Annotated in this window: 18 protein-coding genes; 13 read left to right on the top strand and 5 right to left on the bottom strand. The window is 64.3% G+C overall.

Features of this window, described 5'->3' with window-relative positions:
• Positions 1 to 290: 290 nt before the first annotated feature.
• From LU671_RS00930 to LU671_RS00915, 4 genes are all read left to right on the top strand, one after another.
• On the top strand, positions 291 to 1,319 hold the full coding sequence (locus LU671_RS00930) for an amino acid ABC transporter substrate-binding protein (RefSeq protein WP_232854683.1): 1,029 nt from the start codon (positions 291 to 293) through the stop codon (positions 1,317 to 1,319).
• 67 nt (positions 1,320 to 1,386) lie between these two features.
• Positions 1,387 to 2,565 (top strand): amino acid ABC transporter permease, encoded by a 1,179-nt coding sequence (locus LU671_RS00925; RefSeq protein ID WP_232854682.1) that lies wholly within the window; start codon positions 1,387 to 1,389, stop codon positions 2,563 to 2,565.
• 10 nt (positions 2,566 to 2,575) lie between these two features.
• Positions 2,576 to 3,673, top strand: coding sequence for an amino acid ABC transporter permease (locus LU671_RS00920; RefSeq protein ID WP_232854681.1), 1,098 nt, complete (start codon positions 2,576 to 2,578; stop codon positions 3,671 to 3,673).
• A 10-nt stretch (positions 3,674 to 3,683) separates the two neighbouring features.
• Complete coding sequence (locus tag LU671_RS00915) at positions 3,684 to 4,448, top strand: amino acid ABC transporter ATP-binding protein (RefSeq protein ID WP_232854680.1); 765 nt, start codon at positions 3,684 to 3,686, stop codon at positions 4,446 to 4,448.
• A gap of 123 nt (positions 4,449 to 4,571) precedes the next feature.
• On the opposite strand, the gene algW is transcribed toward LU671_RS00915, so the two are convergent.
• The gene (gene algW, locus LU671_RS00910) at positions 4,572 to 5,732 is read right to left on the bottom strand and encodes a Do family serine endopeptidase AlgW (RefSeq protein ID WP_198745891.1); all 1,161 of its coding nucleotides are present in this window, start codon (positions 5,730 to 5,732) and stop codon (positions 4,572 to 4,574) included.
• A gap of 268 nt (positions 5,733 to 6,000) precedes the next feature.
• On the opposite strand from algW, the gene LU671_RS00905 reads away from it, so the two are divergent.
• The 3 genes from LU671_RS00905 (at position 6,001) to cysN (ending at position 9,865) form a co-directional block, all read left to right on the top strand.
• The gene (locus tag LU671_RS00905) at positions 6,001 to 6,759 is read left to right on the top strand and encodes a Nif3-like dinuclear metal center hexameric protein (RefSeq protein WP_028689771.1); all 759 of its coding nucleotides are present in this window, start codon (positions 6,001 to 6,003) and stop codon (positions 6,757 to 6,759) included.
• A gap of 271 nt (positions 6,760 to 7,030) precedes the next feature.
• Positions 7,031 to 7,948, top strand: a complete 918-nt coding sequence (gene cysD, locus LU671_RS00900; protein ID WP_011535568.1) for a sulfate adenylyltransferase subunit CysD — start codon at positions 7,031 to 7,033, stop codon at positions 7,946 to 7,948.
• Between the two features lie 15 nt (positions 7,949 to 7,963).
• The gene (gene cysN / locus LU671_RS00895) at positions 7,964 to 9,865 is read left to right on the top strand and encodes a sulfate adenylyltransferase subunit CysN (RefSeq protein ID WP_203647925.1); all 1,902 of its coding nucleotides are present in this window, start codon (positions 7,964 to 7,966) and stop codon (positions 9,863 to 9,865) included.
• Between the two features lie 171 nt (positions 9,866 to 10,036).
• On the opposite strand, the gene LU671_RS00890 is transcribed toward cysN, so the two are convergent.
• Positions 10,037 to 10,516, bottom strand: a complete 480-nt coding sequence (locus LU671_RS00890; RefSeq protein ID WP_028689769.1) for an Lrp/AsnC family transcriptional regulator — start codon at positions 10,514 to 10,516, stop codon at positions 10,037 to 10,039.
• Positions 10,517 to 10,643: 127 nt separating this feature from the next.
• Between LU671_RS00890 and LU671_RS00885 the strand changes: the two genes are divergently transcribed.
• Entirely contained in the window at positions 10,644 to 11,840 is a 1,197-nt protein-coding gene (locus LU671_RS00885; RefSeq protein ID WP_232854679.1) for a methionine gamma-lyase, read from the top strand.
• Between the two features lie 24 nt (positions 11,841 to 11,864).
• Positions 11,865 to 14,555: an alpha-ketoglutarate dehydrogenase gene (gene mdeB, locus LU671_RS00880; protein ID WP_232854678.1), complete on the top strand. Its 2,691-nt coding sequence runs from the start codon at positions 11,865 to 11,867 to the stop codon at positions 14,553 to 14,555.
• 282 nt (positions 14,556 to 14,837) lie between these two features.
• On the opposite strand, the gene LU671_RS00875 is transcribed toward mdeB, so the two are convergent.
• On the bottom strand, positions 14,838 to 15,275 hold the full coding sequence (locus LU671_RS00875) for a YhcB family protein (protein ID WP_203647922.1): 438 nt from the start codon (positions 15,273 to 15,275) through the stop codon (positions 14,838 to 14,840).
• A gap of 135 nt (positions 15,276 to 15,410) precedes the next feature.
• Between LU671_RS00875 and LU671_RS00870 the strand changes: the two genes are divergently transcribed.
• The 3 genes from LU671_RS00870 (at position 15,411) to zapE (ending at position 18,740) form a co-directional block, all read left to right on the top strand.
• Positions 15,411 to 16,046, top strand: a complete 636-nt coding sequence (locus LU671_RS00870) for an alpha/beta hydrolase (protein WP_232854677.1) — start codon at positions 15,411 to 15,413, stop codon at positions 16,044 to 16,046.
• Positions 16,047 to 16,071: 25 nt separating this feature from the next.
• The gene (locus LU671_RS00865) at positions 16,072 to 17,421 is read left to right on the top strand and encodes a tryptophan--tRNA ligase (protein WP_232854676.1); all 1,350 of its coding nucleotides are present in this window, start codon (positions 16,072 to 16,074) and stop codon (positions 17,419 to 17,421) included.
• Positions 17,422 to 17,645: 224 nt separating this feature from the next.
• Complete coding sequence (zapE, locus tag LU671_RS00860; protein ID WP_203647919.1) at positions 17,646 to 18,740, top strand: cell division protein ZapE; 1,095 nt, start codon at positions 17,646 to 17,648, stop codon at positions 18,738 to 18,740.
• A 109-nt stretch (positions 18,741 to 18,849) separates the two neighbouring features.
• On the opposite strand, the gene LU671_RS00855 is transcribed toward zapE, so the two are convergent.
• Together LU671_RS00855 and LU671_RS00850 are read right to left on the bottom strand one after the other, a co-directional pair.
• Positions 18,850 to 19,746 (bottom strand): GlxA family transcriptional regulator, encoded by an 897-nt coding sequence (locus LU671_RS00855; protein ID WP_203652703.1) that lies wholly within the window; start codon positions 19,744 to 19,746, stop codon positions 18,850 to 18,852.
• A gap of 243 nt (positions 19,747 to 19,989) precedes the next feature.
• Positions 19,990 to 21,030: an NADP(H)-dependent aldo-keto reductase gene (locus LU671_RS00850; protein ID WP_232854675.1), complete on the bottom strand. Its 1,041-nt coding sequence runs from the start codon at positions 21,028 to 21,030 to the stop codon at positions 19,990 to 19,992.
• Between the two features lie 256 nt (positions 21,031 to 21,286).
• Here LU671_RS00850 and rplM point away from each other — a divergent pair, with 256 nt between their 5' ends.
• The gene (gene rplM / locus LU671_RS00845) at positions 21,287 to 21,715 is read left to right on the top strand and encodes a 50S ribosomal protein L13 (protein WP_008097538.1); all 429 of its coding nucleotides are present in this window, start codon (positions 21,287 to 21,289) and stop codon (positions 21,713 to 21,715) included.
• Positions 21,716 to 21,724 lie beyond the last annotated feature (9 nt).

The following is a 21,724-nucleotide window of genomic DNA, read 5'->3' as shown; positions in this document are numbered from 1 at the left end:
GAAGGCATTGGAGGTTAATGCCAGAAAAAGATGTCGCAACTCTACAACTTTTACTACTTGACTACCGCTTAATCGCTTAAGCCTTCGACTGTGGTACGCCCTTTGCTATGTCCTTGCCATGCGAAGAGGTGGACCGGTCGCGGTAACACCCCTCGTGTGGATCGAAGGCTGTCATAGAACAGCCCATTGCGCCAATTGACCCAAAAACAAGCCAACAAGGGGTCGGATGCGCCTCATAAGGGTGCGGTGCAATTCCGGCTCATACAACAAGAGCGATTTGGAGGTTGTTGATGAAGATGTTGAAAACCACCCTGGCAGTCCTGACCGCCGCCGCCGCGCTGGGCGCCACCAGCTTCGCCCAGGCCGGCGCCACCCTCGATGCGGTGAAGAAGAAGGGCTTCGTCCAGTGTGGCGTGAGCGATGGTCTTCCAGGCTTCTCCGTACCGGACGCGCAAGGCAAGATCGTCGGCATCGACGCCGATGTGTGCCGCGCCGTGGCCGCCGCCGTGTTCGGCGACGCGACCAAGGTCAAGTTCAGCCAGCTCAACGCCAAGGAGCGCTTCACCGCGCTGCAGTCCGGCGAAGTCGACGTGCTGTCGCGCAACACCACCTGGACCAGCTCGCGCGATGCCGGCATGGGCCTGGTGTTCGCTGGCGTCACCTACTACGACGGCGTCGGCTTCCTCGCCAACAAGAAACTCGGCGTCTCCAGCGCCAAGGAACTCGACGGCGCGACCATCTGCATCCAGGCCGGCACCACCACCGAGCTGAACGTCTCCGACTACTTCCGCGCCAATGGCCTGAAGTACACCCCGATCACCTTCGACACCTCCGACGAAAGCGCCAAGTCGCTGGAGTCCGGCCGTTGCGACGTGCTGACCTCGGACAAGTCGCAGCTGTTCGCCCAGCGTTCCAAGCTGGCCGCGCCGACCGAGTACGTGGTGCTGCCGGAAACCATCTCCAAGGAGCCGCTGGGCCCGGTGGTGCGCAAGGGCGACGAGGAGTGGTTCAGCATCGTCAAGTGGACCCTGTTCGCCATGCTCAATGCTGAAGAGGCCGGCGTCACCTCGAAGAACGCCGAGGCCGAGGCCAAGTCCACCAAGAACCCTGACGTCGCCCGCCTGCTGGGCGCCGATGGCGAGTACGGCAAGGACCTCAAGCTGCCCAAGGACTGGGTAGTGCAGATCGTCAAGCAAGTCGGCAACTATGGCGAAGTGTTCGAGAAGAACCTGGGCCAGAGCACCGACCTGAAGATCGACCGTGGCATGAACGCCCTGTGGAACAACGGCGGCATCCAGTACGCGCCACCGGTGCGCTGATGGTTGCACCCCGCGGCGGCATCCTGCCGCCGCGGGTCGTTCGAATCCCTTCTTTTCGGGGCACTTCATGCAAAATCAAATCGGCGCACGGAAAGGGTTTTCCCTTAGTGATCCACGTGTGCGCGCGTGGCTGTTCCAGATCCTCACGGTGGTCTTCGTGGTGGGCCTGGGCTGGTACCTGTTCCACAACACCCAGACCAACCTGCAGCACCGGGGCATCACCTCGGGCTTCGATTTCCTCGAGCGCAGCGCCGGCTTCGGCATCGCCCAGCACCTGATTCCCTACGTGGAGTCGGACAGCTACGCCCGGGTATTCGTCATCGGCCTGCTCAACACCCTGCTGGTGACCTTCATCGGCATCATCCTGGCGACGCTGCTGGGCTTCATCATCGGCGTGGCGCGGCTGTCGCCGAACTGGATGATCAACAAGCTGGCGACGGTGTATGTGGAGACCTTCCGCAACATTCCGCCGCTGCTGCAGATCCTGTTCTGGTACTTCGCCGTGTTCCTGACCCTGCCGGGGCCACGGGGCAGCATCAACATCGACGACACCTTCTTCATCAGCAATCGCGGCCTGAACATGCCCGGCGCCTCGATGGCCGAGGGCTTCTGGCCGTTCGTCATCGCGCTGGTGCTGGCGATCGTCGCCATCGCGGTGATGGTGCGTTTCGCCAACAAGCGTTTCAACGAAACCGGCGAGCCGTTCCACAAGTTCTGGGTCGGCCTGCTGCTGTTCATCGGCATCCCCGGCGTCTGCGCGCTGCTGTTCGGCAGCCCGGTGCACTGGGAAGTGCCGCAGCTCAAGGGCTTCAACTTCGTCGGTGGCTGGGTGCTGATCCCCGAGCTGCTGGCGCTGACCCTGGCGCTGACCATCTATACCGCGGCGTTCATCGCCGAGATCGTGCGTTCCGGTATCCGTTCGGTCAGCCACGGCCAGACCGAGGCGGCCCGCTCGCTGGGCCTGCGCGAAGGCCCGACGCTGCGCAAGGTGATCATTCCCCAGGCCTTGCGGGTGATCATTCCGCCGCTGACCAGCCAGTACCTGAACCTGGCAAAGAACTCGTCGCTGGCCGCCGGTATCGGCTACCCGGAGATGGTCTCGCTGTTCGCCGGTACCGTGCTCAACCAGACCGGCCAGGCCATCGAGGTGATCGCCATCACCATGAGCGTCTATCTCGCCATCAGCATCAGCATTTCGCTGTTGATGAACTGGTACAACAAGCGCATTGCGCTGATCGAACGGTGAGGGTACATCCGTGACAGCCCATGTTTTCAAACCCGACATGCCGCCACCGGTGAAGACCGTTGGCGTGCTCGCCTGGATGCGGGCCAACCTGTTCTCCAGCTGGCTCAACACCCTGCTGACATTGTTCGCCCTGTACCTGGTCTGGCTGATCGTGCCGCCGCTGGTGCAGTGGGCGTTCATCGACGCCAACTGGGTCGGCACCACTCGCGCCGACTGCACCAAGGAGGGCGCCTGCTGGGTGTTCATCCAACAGCGCTTCGGCCAGTTCATGTACGGCTACTACCCGGCGGAACTGCGCTGGCGCGTCGACCTGAGCGTATGGCTCGCCGTGCTCGGCGCCGCACCGCTGTTCATCAAGCGCTTCCCGCGCAAGGCGGTGTACGGCCTGGGCTTCCTGGTGCTGTACCCGATCCTCGCCTACATCCTGCTGCATGGCGGTGTGCTGGGCCTGGACACGGTGCCCACCAGCCAGTGGGGCGGCCTGATGCTGACCCTGGTGATCGCCACGGTCGGTATCGTCGGCGCCTTGCCGCTGGGCATCCTGCTGGCGCTGGGGCGGCGTTCGAACATGCCGGCGGTGAAGGTGGTCTGCGTGACCTTCATCGAGTTCTGGCGCGGCGTGCCGCTGATCACCGTGCTGTTCATGTCATCGGTGATGCTGCCGCTGTTCCTGCCCGAGGGCATGAGCTTCGACAAGCTGCTGCGGGCGATGATCGGCGTGATCCTGTTCCAGTCGGCGTACATCGCCGAGGTGGTGCGCGGCGGCCTGCAGGCCATCCCCAAGGGCCAGTACGAAGCCGCCGCGGCCATGGGCCTGGGCTACTGGCGGGCGATGGGCCTGGTGATCCTGCCCCAGGCGCTCAAGCTGGTGATTCCTGGCATCGTCAACACCTTCATCGCCCTGTTCAAGGACACCAGCCTTGTGATCATCATCGGCCTGTTCGACCTGCTCAACAGCGTCAAGCAGGCAGCGGCTGACCCGGCCTGGCTGGGCATGGCCACCGAGGGCTATGTGTTCGCCGCCCTGGTGTTCTGGATTTTCTGTTTCGGTATGTCCCGCTACTCCATGCACCTGGAGCGCAAGCTGGACACTGGCCACAAGCGTTAGGAGTTTCGAAATGAGTGAAGCGATCAAGCAGCCTGCCGGCCCCGAAGGCATCATCCAGATGCAGGGCGTGAACAAGTGGTACGGCCAGTTCCATGTGCTCAAGGACATCAACCTGAACGTGCGCCAGGGCGAGCGCATCGTCCTGTGCGGGCCGTCCGGCTCGGGCAAGTCGACCACCATCCGCTGCCTCAACCGGCTGGAGGAACACCAGCAGGGGCGCATCGTCGTCGATGGCGTGGAGCTAACCAATGACCTCAAGCAGATCGAGGCGATCCGCCGCGAGGTGGGCATGGTGTTCCAGCACTTCAACCTGTTCCCGCACCTGAGCATCCTTGAAAACTGCACCCTGGCGCCGATGTGGGTGCGCAAGCTGCCGCGGCGCAAGGCCGAGGAAATCGCCATGCACTTCCTCGAGCGCGTGCGCATTCCGGAGCAGGCGCACAAGTACCCGGGGCAGTTGTCTGGTGGTCAACAGCAGCGGGTGGCGATTGCCCGGGCGCTGTGCATGAAGCCGAAGATCATGCTGTTCGACGAGCCGACTTCGGCGCTGGACCCGGAGATGGTCAAGGAGGTGCTGGACACCATGGTCAGCCTGGCCGAAGACGGTATGACCATGCTCTGCGTGACCCACGAGATGGGCTTTGCCCGCACCGTGGCGAACCGGGTGATCTTCATGGACAAGGGGGAGATCGTCGAGCAGGCCGCGCCGGATGACTTCTTCGACCGGCCGCGCAGTGATCGGACCAAGTTGTTCCTGAGCCAGATCCTGCATTGATGCAGTCGGGGCCGCTTTGCGGCCCTTTCGCGGCACAAGGCCGCTCCTACAGGAACAACGCGATCCTTGTAGGAGCGGCCTTGTGCCGCGAAAGGGCTGCAAAGCAGCCCCAATCAAGCAATATCACTTCTCTTCTTTGGTGGCCACCGGCGCTGGCGGCGGCCGCAGCCCCACCTCGGCCACCAGCTTCAGCTGCTGCCCATTGCGCACCACCTCGATGGTGATCTTCTCATTGGGCTTGATCCGCGCCACTTGGTTCATCGATTTGCGCCCGTCACCGGCCGGCTCGCCATTGATGCTCAGGATCACATCGCCCAGTTGCAGCCCCGCGCGCGCCGCCGGGCCATCGCGGAAGATACCCGCCACGACGATCCCCGGGCGCCCCTGCATACCAAACGATTCGGCCAGCTCCTGGCTCAGCGGTTGTACTTCGATGCCCAGCCAGCCACGGATCACCTGGCCGTGCTCGACGATCGACTTCATCACCTCCAGTGCCAGCTTGACCGGAATGGCGAAGCCGATGCCCTGGGAACCACCGGACTTGGAAAAGATAGCCGTGTTGATGCCCACCAGGTTGCCGTTGGCATCCACCAGCGCGCCGCCGGAGTTGCCCGGGTTGATCGCCGCGTCAGTCTGGATGAAGTCTTCGTAGTTGTTCAGGCCCAGCTGGTTGCGCCCGGTGGCGCTGATGATGCCCATGGTCACGGTCTGGCCGACGCCGAACGGGTTGCCGATGGCCAGGGTCACGTCACCGATGTGGATGTTGTCGGAGCGGCCGATGGTGATCGCCGGCAGGCTCTTGAGGTCGATCTTCAGCACCGCCAGGTCGGTTTCCGGGTCGCTGCCGATCACCCGGGCGAGGGTCTCGCGGCCGTCCTTGAGGGCCACGACGATCTGGTCGGCGCCGCTGGTGACGTGGTTGTTGGTCAGCAGGTAGCCTTCCGGGCTCATGATCACCGCCGAGCCCAGGCTCGACTCCCAGCGCCGCTGCTTGGGCAGGTTGTCGCCGAAGAAGCGGCGGAACTGCGGGTCTTCGAACAGCGGGTGGGCGCTCTTGTTCACCACCTTGGTGGTGTACAGGTTGACCACCGCGGGCGCGGCCAGGGTCACGGCATCGGCGTAGGACACCGGGCCCTGCATGATCTTCGTGGTTTGCGGGGCCTGCTGCAGGTTGACGTCCTGGCTGGGCAGGCCGACCCATTGCGGGAAACGCTGGATGATCAGGATGGCGATCAGCACACCGGTGAGCAGGGGCCAGCCGAAGTAACGCAGAGCCTTGAACATGAATGAATCCTGGGAGTAGGGCGGGGGCCTTGTCAGTTCGGCCCGGGGCGAGCGCGCGCGATCATACACGTGAAAAAACCGGACGGCGACGGTTGGTGTATCGCGGGGCAAGCCCGCTCCCACGCCGTTCGCGCACGGCGTGGGAGCGGGCTTGCCCCGCGAAGGGGAGAACCTGACAGCGGTTCCCCCGAAACCGGCGACGGCCCATAATGGCGGCCATTATAGGGCCTCGCGCCCTGGTGCAACGCCGAATTCGAGGAGATTTTTCATGGCCGTCGCCCTCAATACCCTGGTCGAGGAAGCCGAGCGCTACCTGGGCAGCGCGAAGATCCAGGACTACTGCCCCAACGGCCTGCAGGTCGAAGGCCGCCCCCAGGTCAGCCGTATCGTCAGCGGCGTGACCGCCAGCCAGGCGCTGCTGGACGCGGCGGTCGAGGCCGAAGCCGACCTGGTGCTGGTGCACCATGGCTACTTCTGGAAGGGCGAGAACCCGTGCATCACCGGGATCAAGCAGCGGCGCCTGAAGACCCTGCTCAAGCACGACATCAGCCTGCTGGCCTTCCACCTGCCGCTGGACGTACACCCGGAAGTGGGCAACAACGTGCAGCTGGCGCGCCAGTTGGATATCACGGTCGAAGGCCCGCTGGACCCGAACAATCCCAAGGTGGTCGGCCTGGTCGGTTCGCTGGCGGAACCGGTGTCGGCGCGGGACTTTGCCCGCCGGGTGCGCGAGGCGCTGGGGCGTGAGCCGCTGGTCGTCGAGGGTGAGCAGATGATCCGCCGGGTCGGCTGGTGCACCGGCGGTGGGCAGGGCTACATCGACACCGCCATCGCCGCCGGGGTCGACCTGTTCATCAGTGGCGAGGCGTCGGAGCAGACCTTCCACAGTGCCCGCGAGAATGGCGTGAGCTTCATTGCCGCCGGGCACCACGCCACCGAACGCTATGGCGTGCAGGCGCTGGGCGATTACCTGGCGCGGCGGTTCGCGGTCGAGCACCTGTTCATCGATTGCCCGAATCCGATCTGATGATGCAGATGTCGTTCCTGTAGGAGCGGCCTTGTGCCGCGAAAGGGCTGCGCAGCAGCCCCAGGATTTCAGCGTTGATGCATAAATCGCCGGGGCTGCCTTGCAGCCCTTTCGCGGCACAAGGCCGCTCCTACAGGGCCCAAACCCCCAGTCATATCGTTAGATTGTTTCGATCTAGGCAGCCTCCTAAATAGAATCAGGTGCTGTGATAAAGTGGCTCGCTCGAACACGGCCCGCAGGCCGTCCATAAGATCGTTTTTCGTGAGTAGCCATGGTCGACAATCTGACGCACTTGAAACAGCTGGAGGCGGAGAGCATCCACATCATCCGCGAGGTGGCCGCCGAGTTCGACAACCCGGTGATGCTGTACTCGATCGGCAAGGATTCCGCGGTCATGCTGCACCTGGCGCGCAAGGCGTTCTTCCCGGGCAAGCTGCCGTTCCCGGTGATGCACGTCGACACCCAGTGGAAGTTCCAGGAGATGTACCGCTTCCGCGACAAGATGGTCGAAGAGATGGGCCTGGAGCTGATCACCCACGTCAACCCCGAGGGTGTGGCGCAGGGCATCAACCCGTTCACCCATGGCAGCTCCAAGCACACCGACATCATGAAGACCCAGGGCCTGAAGCAGGCGCTGGACAAGCATGGCTTCGACGCCGCCTTCGGCGGTGCGCGCCGTGACGAAGAGAAGTCGCGGGCCAAGGAGCGCGTCTACTCGTTCCGTGACAGCAAGCACCGCTGGGACCCGAAGAACCAGCGCCCGGAGCTGTGGAACATCTACAACGGCAAGGTCAACAAGGGCGAGTCGATCCGCGTGTTCCCGCTGTCGAACTGGACCGAGCTGGACATCTGGCAGTACATCTACCTCGAAGGCATCCCGATCGTGCCGCTGTACTTCGCCGCCGAGCGCGAAGTGATCGAGAAGAACGGCACCCTGATCATGATCGACGACGAGCGCATCCTCGAGCACCTGAGCGACGAGGAGAAGGCGCGCATCGTCAAGAAGAAAGTGCGTTTCCGTACCCTGGGCTGCTACCCGCTGACGGGCGCGGTCGAGTCTGAAGCCGAGACCCTGACGGACATCATCCAGGAAATGCTCCTGACCCGAACGTCCGAGCGCCAGGGCCGCGTCATCGACCACGATGGCGCCGGTTCCATGGAAGACAAAAAACGCCAAGGCTACTTCTAATTTCAGGGTTTCCTCATGTCGCACCAATCCGATTTGATCAGCGAGGACATCCTCGCCTACCTGGCCCAGCACGAGCGTAAAGAGCTGCTGCGCTTCCTGACCTGTGGCAACGTGGACGACGGCAAGAGCACCCTGATCGGGCGCCTGCTGCACGACTCGAAGATGATCTACGAGGACCACCTCGAGGCCATCACCCGCGACTCGAAAAAATCCGGCACCACTGGCGAGGAAGTCGACCTGGCGCTGCTGGTGGACGGCCTGCAGGCCGAGCGCGAGCAGGGCATCACCATCGATGTCGCCTACCGCTACTTCTCCACCGCCAAGCGCAAGTTCATCATCGCCGACACCCCGGGCCACGAGCAGTACACCCGCAACATGGCCACCGGCGCGTCCACGTGCGATCTGGCGATCATCCTGGTCGATGCCCGCTACGGCGTACAGACCCAGACCCGCCGGCACAGCTACATCGCCTCGTTGCTGGGCATCAAGCACATCGTCGTCGCGGTCAACAAGATGGACCTCAAGGGCTTCGACGAGCAGGTCTTCGAGTCGATCAAGGCCGACTACCTGAAGTTCGCCGAGGGCATCAACCTCAAGCCGAGCAGCCTGCACTTCGTGCCGATGTCGGCGCTCAAGGGCGACAACGTGGTCAACCGCAGCGAGCGTTCGCCGTGGTACACGGGCCCGGCGCTGATGGAGATCCTCGAGACCGTCGAGATCGCCGCCGACCGCAACGTCACCGACCTGCGTTTCCCGGTGCAGTACGTCAACCGTCCGAACCTGAACTTCCGTGGCTTCGCCGGCACCATCGCCGGTGGCGTGGTGCACAAGGGCGACGAGATCGTCGTGCTGCCGTCGGGCAAGAGCAGCCGGGTCAAGTCCATCGTCACCTACGAAGGTGAACTGGAGAACGCCGGCCCCGGCCAGGCCGTGACCCTGACCATGGAAGACGAGATCGACATCTCCCGTGGCGACCTGCTGGTACATGCCGACAATGTACCGTCGGTCACCGACCAGTTCGATGCCATGCTGGTGTGGATGGCCGAGGAGCCAATGCTCCCGGGCAAGAAGTACGACATCAAGCGCGCCACCAGCTACGTGCCGGGCTCGATTGCGAGCATCACCCACAAGGTCGATGTGAACACCCTGGAGCAGGGCGCCGCCAGCGCGCTGCAGCTCAACGAGATCGGCCGGGTCAAGGTCGCGCTGGACAGCGCCATTGCCCTGGACGGCTACGAGAGCAACCGCACCACCGGCGCGTTCATCGTCATCGACCGCCTGACCAACGGCACCGTCGGCGCCGGCATGATCATCGCCCCGCCGGTACTGCCGCACGGCAGCACCGGTCAGCACGGCAAGCTGGCCCATGTGTCGACCGAAGAGCGCGCCCTGCGCTTCGGCCAGCAGCCGGCCACCGTGCTGTTCAGCGGCCTGTCCGGCGCCGGCAAGAGCACCCTGGCCTACGCGGTGGAGCGCAAGCTGTTCGACATGGGCCGTGCGGTCTATGTGCTCGATGGCCAGAACCTGCGCCACGACCTGAACAAGGGCCTGCCGCAGGATCGCGCCGGGCGCACCGAGAACTGGCGCCGCGCCGCCCATGTGGCGCGCCAGTTCAACGAAGCCGGCCTGCTGACCCTGGCTGCGTTCGTTGCCCCGGATGCCGAAGGCCGCGAGCAGGCCAAGGCGCTGATCGGCAAGGAGCGCCTGGTCACGGTCTACGTCCAGGCGTCGCCGCTGGTGTGCCGTGAGCGTGATCCACAGGGGCTGTACGCGGCCGGTGGCGACAACATTCCGGGCGAGAGCTTCCCGTTCGATGTGCCGCTGGATGCGGACCTGGTGATCGACACCCAGTCGGTCAGTGTCGATGAAGGTGTGAAGCTGGTGCTGGATGTGCTGCGTCTGCGTGGCGCGATCTGAGTAACCGCGTGATCTGAGAAACCCCGCTTCGGCGGGGTTTTTTGTTTGGTTCGGGAGAGCCGGGGCTGCTGTGCAGCCCGTTCGCGGCACAAGGCCGCTCCTACAGGGGACCGCGCAACCCTGTAGGAGCGGCCTTGTGCCGCGAAAGGGGCGCAGCGCGCCCCCGACTCTCTAAATGTGTTTCTCGGAAACGGGAATCACCCGCCGCTCCTTCACCGCCTTGTACGAAAAACTCGAATAGATCTCCTTCACCCCCGGCAACCGTTGCAGCACCTCCCGGGTGAATTCGCCAAACGACTCCAGGTCCCGGGCGAGGATCTCCAGCAAAAAGTCATAGCGCCCGGAGATGTTGTGGCAGGCGACGATCTCGGGAATTTCCATCAGCCGCTGTTCGAATGCCAGGGCCATCTCCTTGGTGTGCGAGTCCATCATGATGCTGACGAACGCGGTCACCCCGAAGCCCAGCGACTTGGGCGAAAGAATGGCCTGGTAGCCGGTGATGTAGCCGTTGTCCTCCAGCAACTTGACCCGCCGCCAGCAGGGCGAGGTGGTCAGGGCGACCTGGTCGGCGAGTTCGGAAACGGTCAGGCGGGCGTTGTCCTGCAGGGCGGCGAGCAGGGCGCGGTCGGTACGGTCGAGAGCTGAAGGCATATCTTGCCCTCCTGGTTCTGTTTTTGTTGTTTTTCTTTCAAAACATGCCCGATTGCGTGGGCAAATTTGGAAAAAGCGCGGCAGCTTGGTGGCATAAGCTTATAACAAACCACAAGAGGCTGTTGCCATGCGCGACTCCAACAAGAACACCGGATTCTCCACGCGGGCCATCCACCATGGCTACGACCCGCTGTCCCACGGCGGCGCCCTGGTGCCGCCGGTGTACCAGACCGCCACCTATGCCTTCCCCACCGTCGAGTACGGCGCCGCCTGCTTCGCGGGTGAGGAACCGGGGCATTTCTATAGCCGTATTTCCAATCCGACCCTGGCCCTGCTCGAGCAGCGCATGGCGTCCCTGGAAGGAGGCGAGGCCGGGCTGGCGCTGGCCTCCGGCATGGGCGCCATCACCGCCACGCTATGGACCCTGCTACGCCCGGGTGACGAGCTGATCGTCGGCAGCATCCTGTACGGCTGCACCTTCGCCTACCTGCACCACGGCATCGGCGAGTTCGGCGTGAAGATCCGCCATGTCGACCTCAACGACATCCCGGCACTGCAGGCCGCGATCACCCCGAAGACGCGGATGATCTATTTCGAATCGCCGGCCAACCCCAACATGCAGCTGGTGGATATCACCGCGGTGGTCGATGCCGCCCGTGGCCACGACCTGAGCATCGTGGTCGACAACACCTACTGCACGCCCTACCTGCAACGCCCGCTGGAGCTTGGCGTGGACCTGGTGGTGCATTCGGCCACCAAGTACCTGTCCGGGCATGGCGACATCACCGCCGGGCTGGTGGTCGGGCGCAAGGCGCTGGTCGATCGCATCCGCCTGGAAGGGCTCAAGGACATGACCGGCGCGGTGCTGTCGCCCCATGACGCGGCGCTGCTGATGCGCGGCATCAAGACCTTGGCCCTGCGCATGGACCGTCACTGCGCCAATGCCCAGCAGGTGGCCGAGTTCCTCGCCGAACAATCACAGGTCGAGCTGCTGCATTACCCGGGCCTGCCATCCTTCCCGCAGTACGCGCTGGCCCAGCGGCAGATGCGCCTGCCGGGCGGCATGATCGCCTTCGAACTCAAGGGCGGGATCGAGGCCGGCCGTCGCTTCATGAACGCCCTGCAGCTGTTCAGCCGTGCGGTGAGCCTGGGCGATGCCGAGTCGCTGGCCCAGCACCCGGCGAGCATGACCCACTCCAGCTATACCCAGCAGGAGCGTGCCGAGCACGGCATCTCGGAAGGCCTGGTGCGTCTGTCGGTGGGGCTGGAAGACATCGACGACCTGCTCGCCGACATTGCCCAGGCCCTGAAGGCCTGCGCCTGAACCGCCACGGACGAGGCCTGCGCGATGGTAGCGATGATGAACCCGAACGAGCCGTTGACGGCCCTGGAAGCCGCCCTGGACAGTGACCCCGGGGAAACCGCCGAGTGGTGCGAGGCCCTGTCCTCGACCCTGGCACACTGTGGCCCGGCACGGGCGCGCTATCTGCTGCAGCGCCTGCAGGCCCATGCCCTGGAACTGGGCCTTGAACGTGAGGCCCAGGCCTTCTCGGCCTATCGCAACACCTTGCCGGTGGAGCAGCAGGGCAACTATCCGGGCGATCTGGAGCTGGACGAGCGAATCACCGGCATCCTGCGCTGGAACGCCCTGGCCATGGTGGTGCGGGCCAACCATGCCTACGGCGAGCTTGGCGGGCATATCGCCAGCTATGCCTCGGCGGCGGAAATCTTCGAGGTCGGTTTCCAGCATTTCTTCCGTGGCGAGGGCGGCGGCGCGCAGCGCAGTGGCGACCTGGTGTTTTTCCAGCCGCACTCGGCGCCGGGCATCTATGCCCGCGCCTTCCTTGAAGGGCGTCTGAGCGAGGCGCAACTGGCCAACTACCGGCAGGAAGTCGCGGGCAATGGCCTGTGCTCCTATCCGCATCCCTGGCTGATGCCTGACTTCTGGCAGTTCCCCACCGGCTCCATGGGCATCGGCCCACTCAATGCCATCTACCAGGCGCGGTTCATGCGCTACCTGCAGCACCGCGGCCTGCTCGACACCTCGGCGCGGCATGTGTGGGGCGTGTTCGGCGATGGCGAGATGGACGAGCCGGAATCGATCGCCGGCCTGACCCTGGCGGCCCGCGAAGGCCTGGACAACCTGACCTTCATCGTCAACTGCAACCTGCAGCGCCTGGACGGCCCGGTGCGCGGCAACGGCCAGATCATCCAGGAACTCGAAGCGCTGTTCAGCGGCGCCGGCTGGAACGTGATCAAGGTGCTGTGGGGCTCGGAGTGGGACGCGCTGTTCGCCCGGGATCATGAGCATGCGCTGCTGCGCCAGCTGGCAGCGACACCCGACGGGCAGTTCCAGACCCTCGGCGCCAAGGACGGCAGCTACAACCTCGAGCACTTCTTCAAGCAGAACCCGGCGCTGCAGCGCCTGGTGGCGCATATGAGCGCCGACGAGATCAACGCCCTCAAGCGCGGTGGCCACGATTTTCGCAAGCTGCATGCCGCCTATGCCGCGGCCAAGGCCTGCAAGGGCCGGCCGACGGTGATCCTGGCCAAGACCAAGAAAGGCTACGGCATGAGCAGCGCCGGCGAGTCGCGGATGACCGCGCACCAGGCCAAGAAGCTCGATGTGCAGGCACTGCTGGCCTTCCGCGACCGTTTCCACCTGCCGCTGTCGGATGAGGCAGTGGAGCAGCTGCGGTTCTATCGTCCGGCCGCCGACAGCCCGGAGATGATCTACCTGCGCCAGCGCCGCGAGGCCCTGGGCGGGCCGCTGCCGGTGCGGCGCAGCGACTGCGCCGGCCTGCCCGTGCCGGACCTGGACAGCTTCGCCGGCTTTGCCCTGCGCGCCGAGGGCAAGGAGATGTCCACCACCATGGCCGCCGTGCGCCTGCTCGGCAACTGGCTCAAGGTGCCGGGGCTGGGGCCTAGGGTAGTGCCGATTGTCGCCGATGAGGCGCGGACCTTCGGCATGGCCAGCCTGTTCCGCCAGATCGGCATCTACTCGCCCCAGGGGCAACGCTACGAGCCGGAGGACGCCGGCTCACTGCTGGTCTACAAGGAAGCGCGCGACGGCCAGTTGCTGGAGGAGGGCATCACCGAGGCCGGGGCGATCTCCTCGTGGATCGCGGCGGCGACTGCTTACGCGGTGCATGGCGAGGCGATGCTGCCGGTGTACATCTATTACTCGATGTTCGGCTTCCAGCGGGTCGGCGACCTGATCTGGGCCGCCGCCGACCAGCGCGCCCGCGGTCTGTTGCTCGGTGCCACCGCGGGGCGCACCACGCTGGGTGGCGAGGGGCTGCAGCACCAGGACGGCTCGAGCCTGGTCATGGCTTCCATGGTGCCCAACTGCCGGGCCTGGGACCCGTGCTTTGCCGGCGAGCTGGCGGTGATCCTTGATCATGCCGCACGGCGCATGCTGGTAGAGCAACAAGACGAGTTCCACTACGTGGCGGTGATGAATGAAAACTACCCGCAGCCGTCATTGCCCGAGGACGTGCACGAGGATGTGTTGCGAGGCATGTACCGGTTTGCCCGGCATGCGTCGGCAGCGCCCCGTGGCCAGGTACGGCTGTTGGGTTCGGGCACCATCCTGCGCGAGGTGATCGCCGCCGGCGAGTTGTTGGCCAGCGACTGGCAGGTCGACAGCGAGGTGTTCAGCGTCACCAGCTTCAGCGAGCTGGCGCGTGGGGCCAGGGATGCGCAACGCCTGGCGATGGCCGGGGATCAGGGAGATTGCCATGTGCGTCAAAGCCTGCCCGGTGATGCCCCGGTGATTGCGGCTAGCGACTATGTGCGTGCCTGGCCGCAGCTGATTGCCGAGTATGTGCAGGCGCCCTACATCACCCTGGGCACCGATGGATTCGGGCGCAGTGATACGCGTCAGCAACTGCGGCGGTTCTTTGAGGTGGACCGGCATGCCGTGGTCTTGGCGGCGTTGTACGGGCTGGTGTGCCAGGGCGTATTGCCGGCGGATGTGCTGGGGGAGGCGAGGGCGCGGTATGGGATTGGCGAGGAGGGGGCGGCCTGGTATCGGTGAGGTAGCCTGTGCCAGCCCTATCGCGGGTCAAGCCCGCTCCCACGGAAAACATTACGCTGTGAGTTAAATGGAACTGCGTGGGAGCGGGCTTGCCCCGCGATCACCGGCGAAGCCGGTGCCATACACCACAGCAAGCCCGCTCCCCCCGCTGGTGCAATTTGCGACGTTTCCCTGCACGCAGGCGCAGCTGGGAGATCTTCTACAGGTATTGAGTGAGTGATATGGCGGGTAGATCCTGCCCACAAAAAAGGCCTCTTTCGAGGCCTTCTGCTTGTCATCGACTCAACGCTTGAGCCCGTAGCTCTCGTCGAGCATGCCCGGCGAGTTCGGGGTCTTCGGTGCGTAGTCGCGCGGCACCTCGGCGGTGTCCTTCGGCGGCGTCAGGCGATCACGCGGGCCTTGCGCGGCTTCCGAGTGCAGCGCGGCCAGCAGGCGCTGGCGGGTCAGTTCATCCAGGGCCAGGCGGTTGGCGCCGTCGGCCAGGTGATCCTGGACGTCCTGGTAGCTCTGGGTCAGCTTCTTGACCAGCGAAGCGGTGCTGTTGAAGTGGGTCACCACTTCATTCTGGTAATTGTCGAAGCGCTGCTGGATGTCATCCAGCTGGCGTTGGGTGTTGCTCGGTGCCGCGTTGGGCAGCAGGCGGGCCAGCGCGAAACCGACGCCGACGCCGACAACCAGGGCCAGGGTCGGCAGCAACCAAACAAGGAGCGAGTGTTCCACGAGTCCTTCCTCTATAAACGGCTTTGCTTTACGTTAACGGCTCAGACCTGCGCTGTATACCGCGAGCGATCGCAAATCAGAACAGAATTCCTCAGCTAGACGAGTCGACCCTCCTCGAGGTCACGGAGTAGTGCCTTGCTTATCCGCGAAACACCCTTGTTCATCGATGGCCCGTGTGGCCAGCTGGAAGCCTTGTACCTGGACGTGGCCGACGCCCGCGGCGCGGTGCTGATCTGCCACCCCAACCCGGTCCAGGGCGGCACCATGCTCAACAAGGTGGTCTCGACCCTGCAACGCACCGCCCGCGACGCCGGTTACGTCACCCTGCGCTTCAACTACCGTGGCGTTGGCCAGAGCGCCGGCAGCCACGACATGGGCGCCGGTGAAGTGGCCGATGCCGAGGCCGCCGCGGCCTGGCTGCGCGCGCAGCATCCCGAACTGCCGCTGGTGCTGATGGGCTTCTCCTTCGGTGGTTTCGTCGCCGCCAGCCTGGCCGGGCGCCTGGAAGCCGGGGGCGCGGCCCTGCAGCAGCTGTTCATGATCGCCCCGGCGGTGATGCGCCTGAGCGAACAGTTCCCGTTGCCTGAGCGTGTCACCCTCACGGTGGTGCAGCCGGACACCGACGAAGTGGTCGATCCGCAGCTGGTCTACGACTGGTCGAATGACCTGTCGCGTCCCCATGAGCTGCTGAAAGTGGCAGAATGCGGACACTTCTTCCATGGCAAGCTGACCGATCTGAAGGATCTGCTGCTGCCGCGCCTTTCGAACTGAGCCAAGCCTGAATAAGCGAACACCCATGACCACGCGCATCCTCACCGGTATCACCACCACCGGCACCCCGCACCTGGGCAACTACGCCGGCGCCATCCGTCCGGCCATCCTCGCCAGCCAGCAGCCCGGCGTCGACTCGTTCTACTTCCTGGCCGACTACCACGCCCTGATCAAGTGCGACGACCCGCAGCGCATCCAGCGCTCGCGCCTGGAAATCGCCGCCACCTGGCTGGCCGGTGGCCTGGATCCGGACAAGGTGACCTTCTACCGTCAGTCGGACATCCCCGAGATCCCCGAGCTGACCTGGCTGCTGACCTGCGTCGCCGCCAAGGGTCTGCTCAACCGCGCCCACGCCTACAAGGCCTCGGTGGACAAGAACGTCGAGGCCGGCGAAGACCCGGATGCCGGCGTGACCATGGGCCTGTTCAGCTACCCGGTGCTGATGGCCGCCGACATCCTGATGTTCAACGCCAACAAGGTACCGGTCGGCCGCGACCAGATCCAGCACGTGGAAATGGCCCGCGACATCGGCCAGCGCTTCAACCACCTGTTCGGCCAGGGCAAGGACTTCTTCGCCCTGCCGGAGGCGGTGATCGAGGAGAGCGTCGCCACCCTGCCGGGCCTGGACGGTCGCAAGATGTCCAAGAGCTACGACAACACCATCCCGCTGTTCACCAGCGCCAAGGACATGAAGGACGCCATCTCGCGCATCGTCACCGACTCCAAGGCGCCGGGCGAGGCCAAGGACCCGGACAATTCGCACCTGTTCACCCTGTTCCAGGCCTTCTCCACGCCAGCGCAGTGCGCCGAGTTCCGCGAAGAGCTGGTGCAGGGCCTGGGCTGGGGCGAGGCCAAGCAGCGTCTGTTCCAGCTGCTCGACGGCCAGCTGGCGGAAAAGCGCGAGCACTATCACCAGCTGATCTCGCGCCCGTCGGATCTGGAGGACATTCTCCTTACCGGTGCCGCCAAGGCCCGCAAGATCGCCACGCCGTTCCTCGAGCAGCTGCGCGAGGCGGTTGGCCTGCGTTCGTTCCGCACGGCGGTCCAGGCCAGCACCGAAGTGAAGAAGAAGGCCGCCAAGGCCGCCCGCTTTGTCAGCTTCCGCGATGAAGACGGCAGCTTCCGTTTCCGCCTGCTGGCCGCCGATGGCGAGCAACTGCTGCTGTCGCGCAGCTTCGCCGATGGCAAGAGCGCAGGGGCGGTGAGCAAGCAACTGCAGCAAGGTGGCGAGGCCGATGTACGGGTCGAGGGCCTGAGCTTCAGCCTGTGGCTGGAAGGTGAGCAGGTTGCCGACGGGCCGCAGTTCGAGGCCGCTGAGGCCCGTGATGCAGCCATCGCAAGCCTGCGCGAGGCCCTGGCGCCACAGCAGGACTGAGCGCTTCCCCTGTAGGAGCGGCCTTGTGCCGCGAAAGGGGCGCGAAGCGGCCCCGGCAGTTCTGCATGAAACGGAGATCCCGGGGCCGCTGCGCAGCCCTTTCGCGGCGCAAGGCCGCTCCTACAGGTGCAGGTAATGAGGCAAGTGGTCGCATGTATCATTGCCATCAGGCGGGCCGGTCGCTACAGTGACGGCCCGTTTTTTGTTGCCTCGCTAACGAAATCATGACGCCCCTAGAACGATATCAAGCAGATCTGAAACGTCCCGACTTCTTCCATGACGCGGCGCAGGAAACTGCGGTGCGTCACCTGCAGCGCCTGTACGATGACCTGGTGCGCGCGCAGAACAACAAGCCGGGCATGTTCGGCAAGCTGTTCGGCAAGAAGGAGCAGACGCCGGTCAAGGGCCTGTACTTCTGGGGTGGGGTAGGGCGAGGCAAGACCTACCTGGTCGACACCTTCTATGAAGCGCTGCCCTTCAAGCAGAAGATGCGCACGCACTTCCACCGTTTCATGAAGCGCGTCCATGAGGAAATGAAGACCCTCAAGGGCGAGAAGAACCCGTTGACCATCATCGCCAAGCGCTTCAGCGAAGAGGCCAAGGTGATCTGCTTCGACGAGTTCTTCGTCTCCGACATCACCGATGCGATGATCCTCGGCACCCTGATGGAAGAGCTGTTCAAGAACGGCGTGTCGCTGGTGGCCACCTCCAACATCGTGCCGGACGGCCTGTACAAGGACGGCCTGCAGCGCGCGCGCTTCCTGCCGGCCATCGCCATGATCAAGCAGTACACCGATGTGGTGAACGTCGACAGCGGGGTGGACTACCGGTTGCGCCACCTGGAACAGGCCGAGCTGTTCCACTTCCCGCTCGACGACGCGGCGCATGAAAGCCTGCGCGCCAGCTTCAAAGCGTTGACCCCAGAGTGCACCCAGGCCGTCGAGAACGACGTGCTGATGATCGAGAACCGCGAGATTCATGCCCTGCGCACCTGCGACGACGTCGCCTGGTTCGACTTCCGTGCCCTGTGCGATGGGCCGCGCAGCCAGAACGACTACATCGAGCTGGGCAAGATCTTCCACGCCGTGCTGCTGAGCAACGTCGAGCAGATGGGCGTGACCACCGACGACATCGCCCGGCGCTTCATCAACATGGTCGACGAGTTCTACGACCGTAACGTGAAGCTGATCATCTCGGCCGAGGTGGAGCTCAAGGACCTGTACACCGGCGGGCGCCTGAGCTTCGAGTTCCAGCGGACCCTGAGCCGGTTGCTGGAGATGCAGTCCCACGAGTTCCTGTCGCGGGCGCACAAGCCGTAAGCCATTCCTGTCGTGGGAGCGGGCTTGCCCCGCGATGGCGCCAGATCAAACAGCCCTTTTGTCTGATCTGGCGCCATCGCGGGGCAAGCCCGCTCCCACGATAGAAGGCTCAGGCCTCCTGCATGAACTGCTGCCGATACTGGTTCGGCGACAGCTCCGTGTGCTGGCGGAACAACCGGGCGAAGAAGCTCGCGTCGTCGTACCCCACCTCGTAGCTGATGGTCTTGATGCTCTTGCGCGTGCTCGACAGCAGGCCCTTGGCCGTCTCGATCCGTAGCCGCTGAAGGTAGTGCAGGGGCTTGTCGCCGGTGGCGCTCTGGAAGCGGCGCATGAAGTTGCGGATGCTCATGCCGTGGTTGCGGGCCACGTCCTCGAAGCGGAACTTGTCGGCGAAGTGTTCCTCGAGCCAGTGCTGGATCTGCAGGATGATCAGGTCCTGGTGCAGCTTCTGGCCGCCGAAGCCCATGCGCCCCGGGGTGTAGCTGCGCTGCACCTCGTAGAGGATGTCGCGGGCCACGGCGCGGGCCACGTTGGCGCCGCAGAAACGCTCGATCAGGTAGATGTACAGGTCGCAGGCTGAGGTGGTGCCGCCGGCGCAGTACAGGTTGTCGGCGTCGGTCAGGTGCTTGTCCTGGTTCAGGCGGATCTTCGGGAAGCGCTCGGCGAAGTTGGCGAAGAAGCGCCAGTAGGTGGTCGCCTCCTTGCCATCGAGCAGCCCGGATTCGGCCAGCCAGAACACGCCGCTGGCCTCGGCGCACAGCACCGCGCCACGGGCATGCTGCTCGCGCAACCAGGGCAGGACCTGGGGATAGCGTTGCAGCAGGTTGTCGAAGTCGTCCCAGAACGCCGGCAGGATGATCACGTCGGCGTCGTTCAGGCCGCTGTCGACCGGCAGCTGCACGTTGCTGAAGCTGTCCACGGGCAAGCCGTCCGGGCTCACCAGGCCGATCTCGAACATCGGCTGCAGGCCCAGGCCCAGCTGCTTGCTGTAGCGCAGGCTGGCCAGGTGGAAGAAATCCTTGGCCTGCATCAGTGTCGAAGCGAACACTTTATCCACGGCCAGGATGCTGACGCGCCGCAAGGACGCGGAGGGTTGGGTAAACATCATTGTCATTGTTCTTATAGGGTAGAGTGGTCAATCACCGGCTGGATCGTCTTATTTTTTGGCGATTGTGTCTACCCCGCCAAAGTACGATCTCCCTCGCGGGGCAAGCCCGCTCCCACGCCTGCCTCGCGATGGGGGCTACGCTCAAGGCGCCGGGTTCGGCTGCTCCTGATGCACCGCCTCGATCGCCGCCAGCAGCTCATCGCCCAGGTTCAGCGCCTGGCTGTCGATATTGCTCTGCAACTGTTCGATGCTGGTGGCGCCGATGATGTTGCTGGTTACGAACGGCTGGCGCGTCACGAACGCCAGCGCCATCTGCGCCGGGTCCAGCCCATGCTCGCGAGCCAGCTGCACGTAGCGGTCGCAGGCGGCCACGGTCTGCGGGTTGGAGTAGCGGGCGAAGCGGCTGTACAGGGTCAGGCGGGCGTTTGCCGGGCGGGCGCCGTCCTGGTACTTGCCCGAGAGCATGCCGAAGGCCAGCGGCGAATAGGCCAGCAGACCGCACTGCTCGCGGATCGCCACCTCCGCCAGGCCCACCTCGAAGCTGCGGTTGAGCAGGTTGTAGGGGTTCTGGATCGACACCGCCCGCGGCCAGCCGCGGGTCTCGGCCAGGTGCAGGAACTTCAGGGTGCCCCATGGGGTTTCGTTGGACAGGCCGATATGACGGATCTTGCCGGCGCGCACCTGGTCGTCGAGCACCTCCAGGGTTTCCTCCAGCGGAGTGAAGATGTCCTGGGGCAGGTGCTGGTAGCCGAGCTTGCCGAAGAAGTTGGTGCTGCGCTCGGGCCAGTGCAACTGGTACAGGTCGATGCGGTCGGTCTGCAGGCGCTTCAGGCTCTCGTCCAGGGCGGCGACGATGTGCTGGCGGTTGTGCTTGAGCTGGCCGTCGCGGATATGGCTGATGCCGTTGCCGGGGCCGGCGACCTTGCTGGCGAGGATCCAGTCGTCGCGGTCGCCGTTGGCGGCGAACCAGTTGCCGATGATGCGTTCGGTGGCGGCATAGGTTTCCGGGCGCGGCGGCACCGGGTACATCTCGGCGGTGTCGATGAAGTTGATGCCGTGGGCCTTGGCCAGCTTGATCTGGGCGAAGGCGTCATCCTGGGTGTTCTGCTCGCCCCAGGTCATGGTGCCCAGGCACAGGGCGCTGACGTTGAGGTCGGTACGAGCGAGCTTGCGGTAATCCATCGGGAAGGCGCTCCGTGGCAAAGAGGTCCATAAAAGCAGGTTGAAATTTTTCCTGCAATCTGGATAATTCGGCCCCTCTCCGTGTGGCGGAAGTGATGCACCACCACAAAGGGAACCCTTGTCGAACATTGGCGTGCCCGACCCGAGCCCCCAAAAGCGTCAGCGTTCGGCTGCGCGCTTGCCCTTGGCAAGCTGTGCACTATCCAGTAAGATTCGCCGTCTATTTTTCGCTGGGCGGCCTCTGAGGCTTTAGAGAATGAAAACTTTTACTGCTAAACCGGAAACAGTAAAGCGCGAGTGGTTCGTAGTCGACGCCGCTGGTCAGACCCTGGGTCGTCTGGCTACCGAAATCGCTAGCCGCCTGCGTGGCAAGCACAAGCCAGAATACACCCCTCACGTTGACACCGGCGACTACATCGTCGTCATCAACGCCGAGCAAATCCGTGTGACTGGTGCCAAGTCTTCCGACAAGATGTACTACTCCCACTCCGGCTTCCCGGGCGGTATCAAGGAAATCAACTTCGAGAAGTTGATCGCCAAGGCCCCTGAGCGTGTTATCGAAACCGCGGTCAAAGGCATGCTGCCGAAGAACCCGCTGGGTCGCGACATGTACCGCAAGCTGAAAGTGTACGCGGGTGCAGCTCACCCACACACTGCTCAGCAGCCTCAAGAACTGAAGATCTAACGGGATAGT

This window comes from Pseudomonas sp. NMI760_13 (assembly GCF_021283245.1).
GTDB lineage: Bacteria > Pseudomonadota > Gammaproteobacteria > Pseudomonadales > Pseudomonadaceae > Aquipseudomonas > Aquipseudomonas peradeniyensis.
This window is presented reverse-complemented; position numbering and strand designations above follow the sequence as displayed.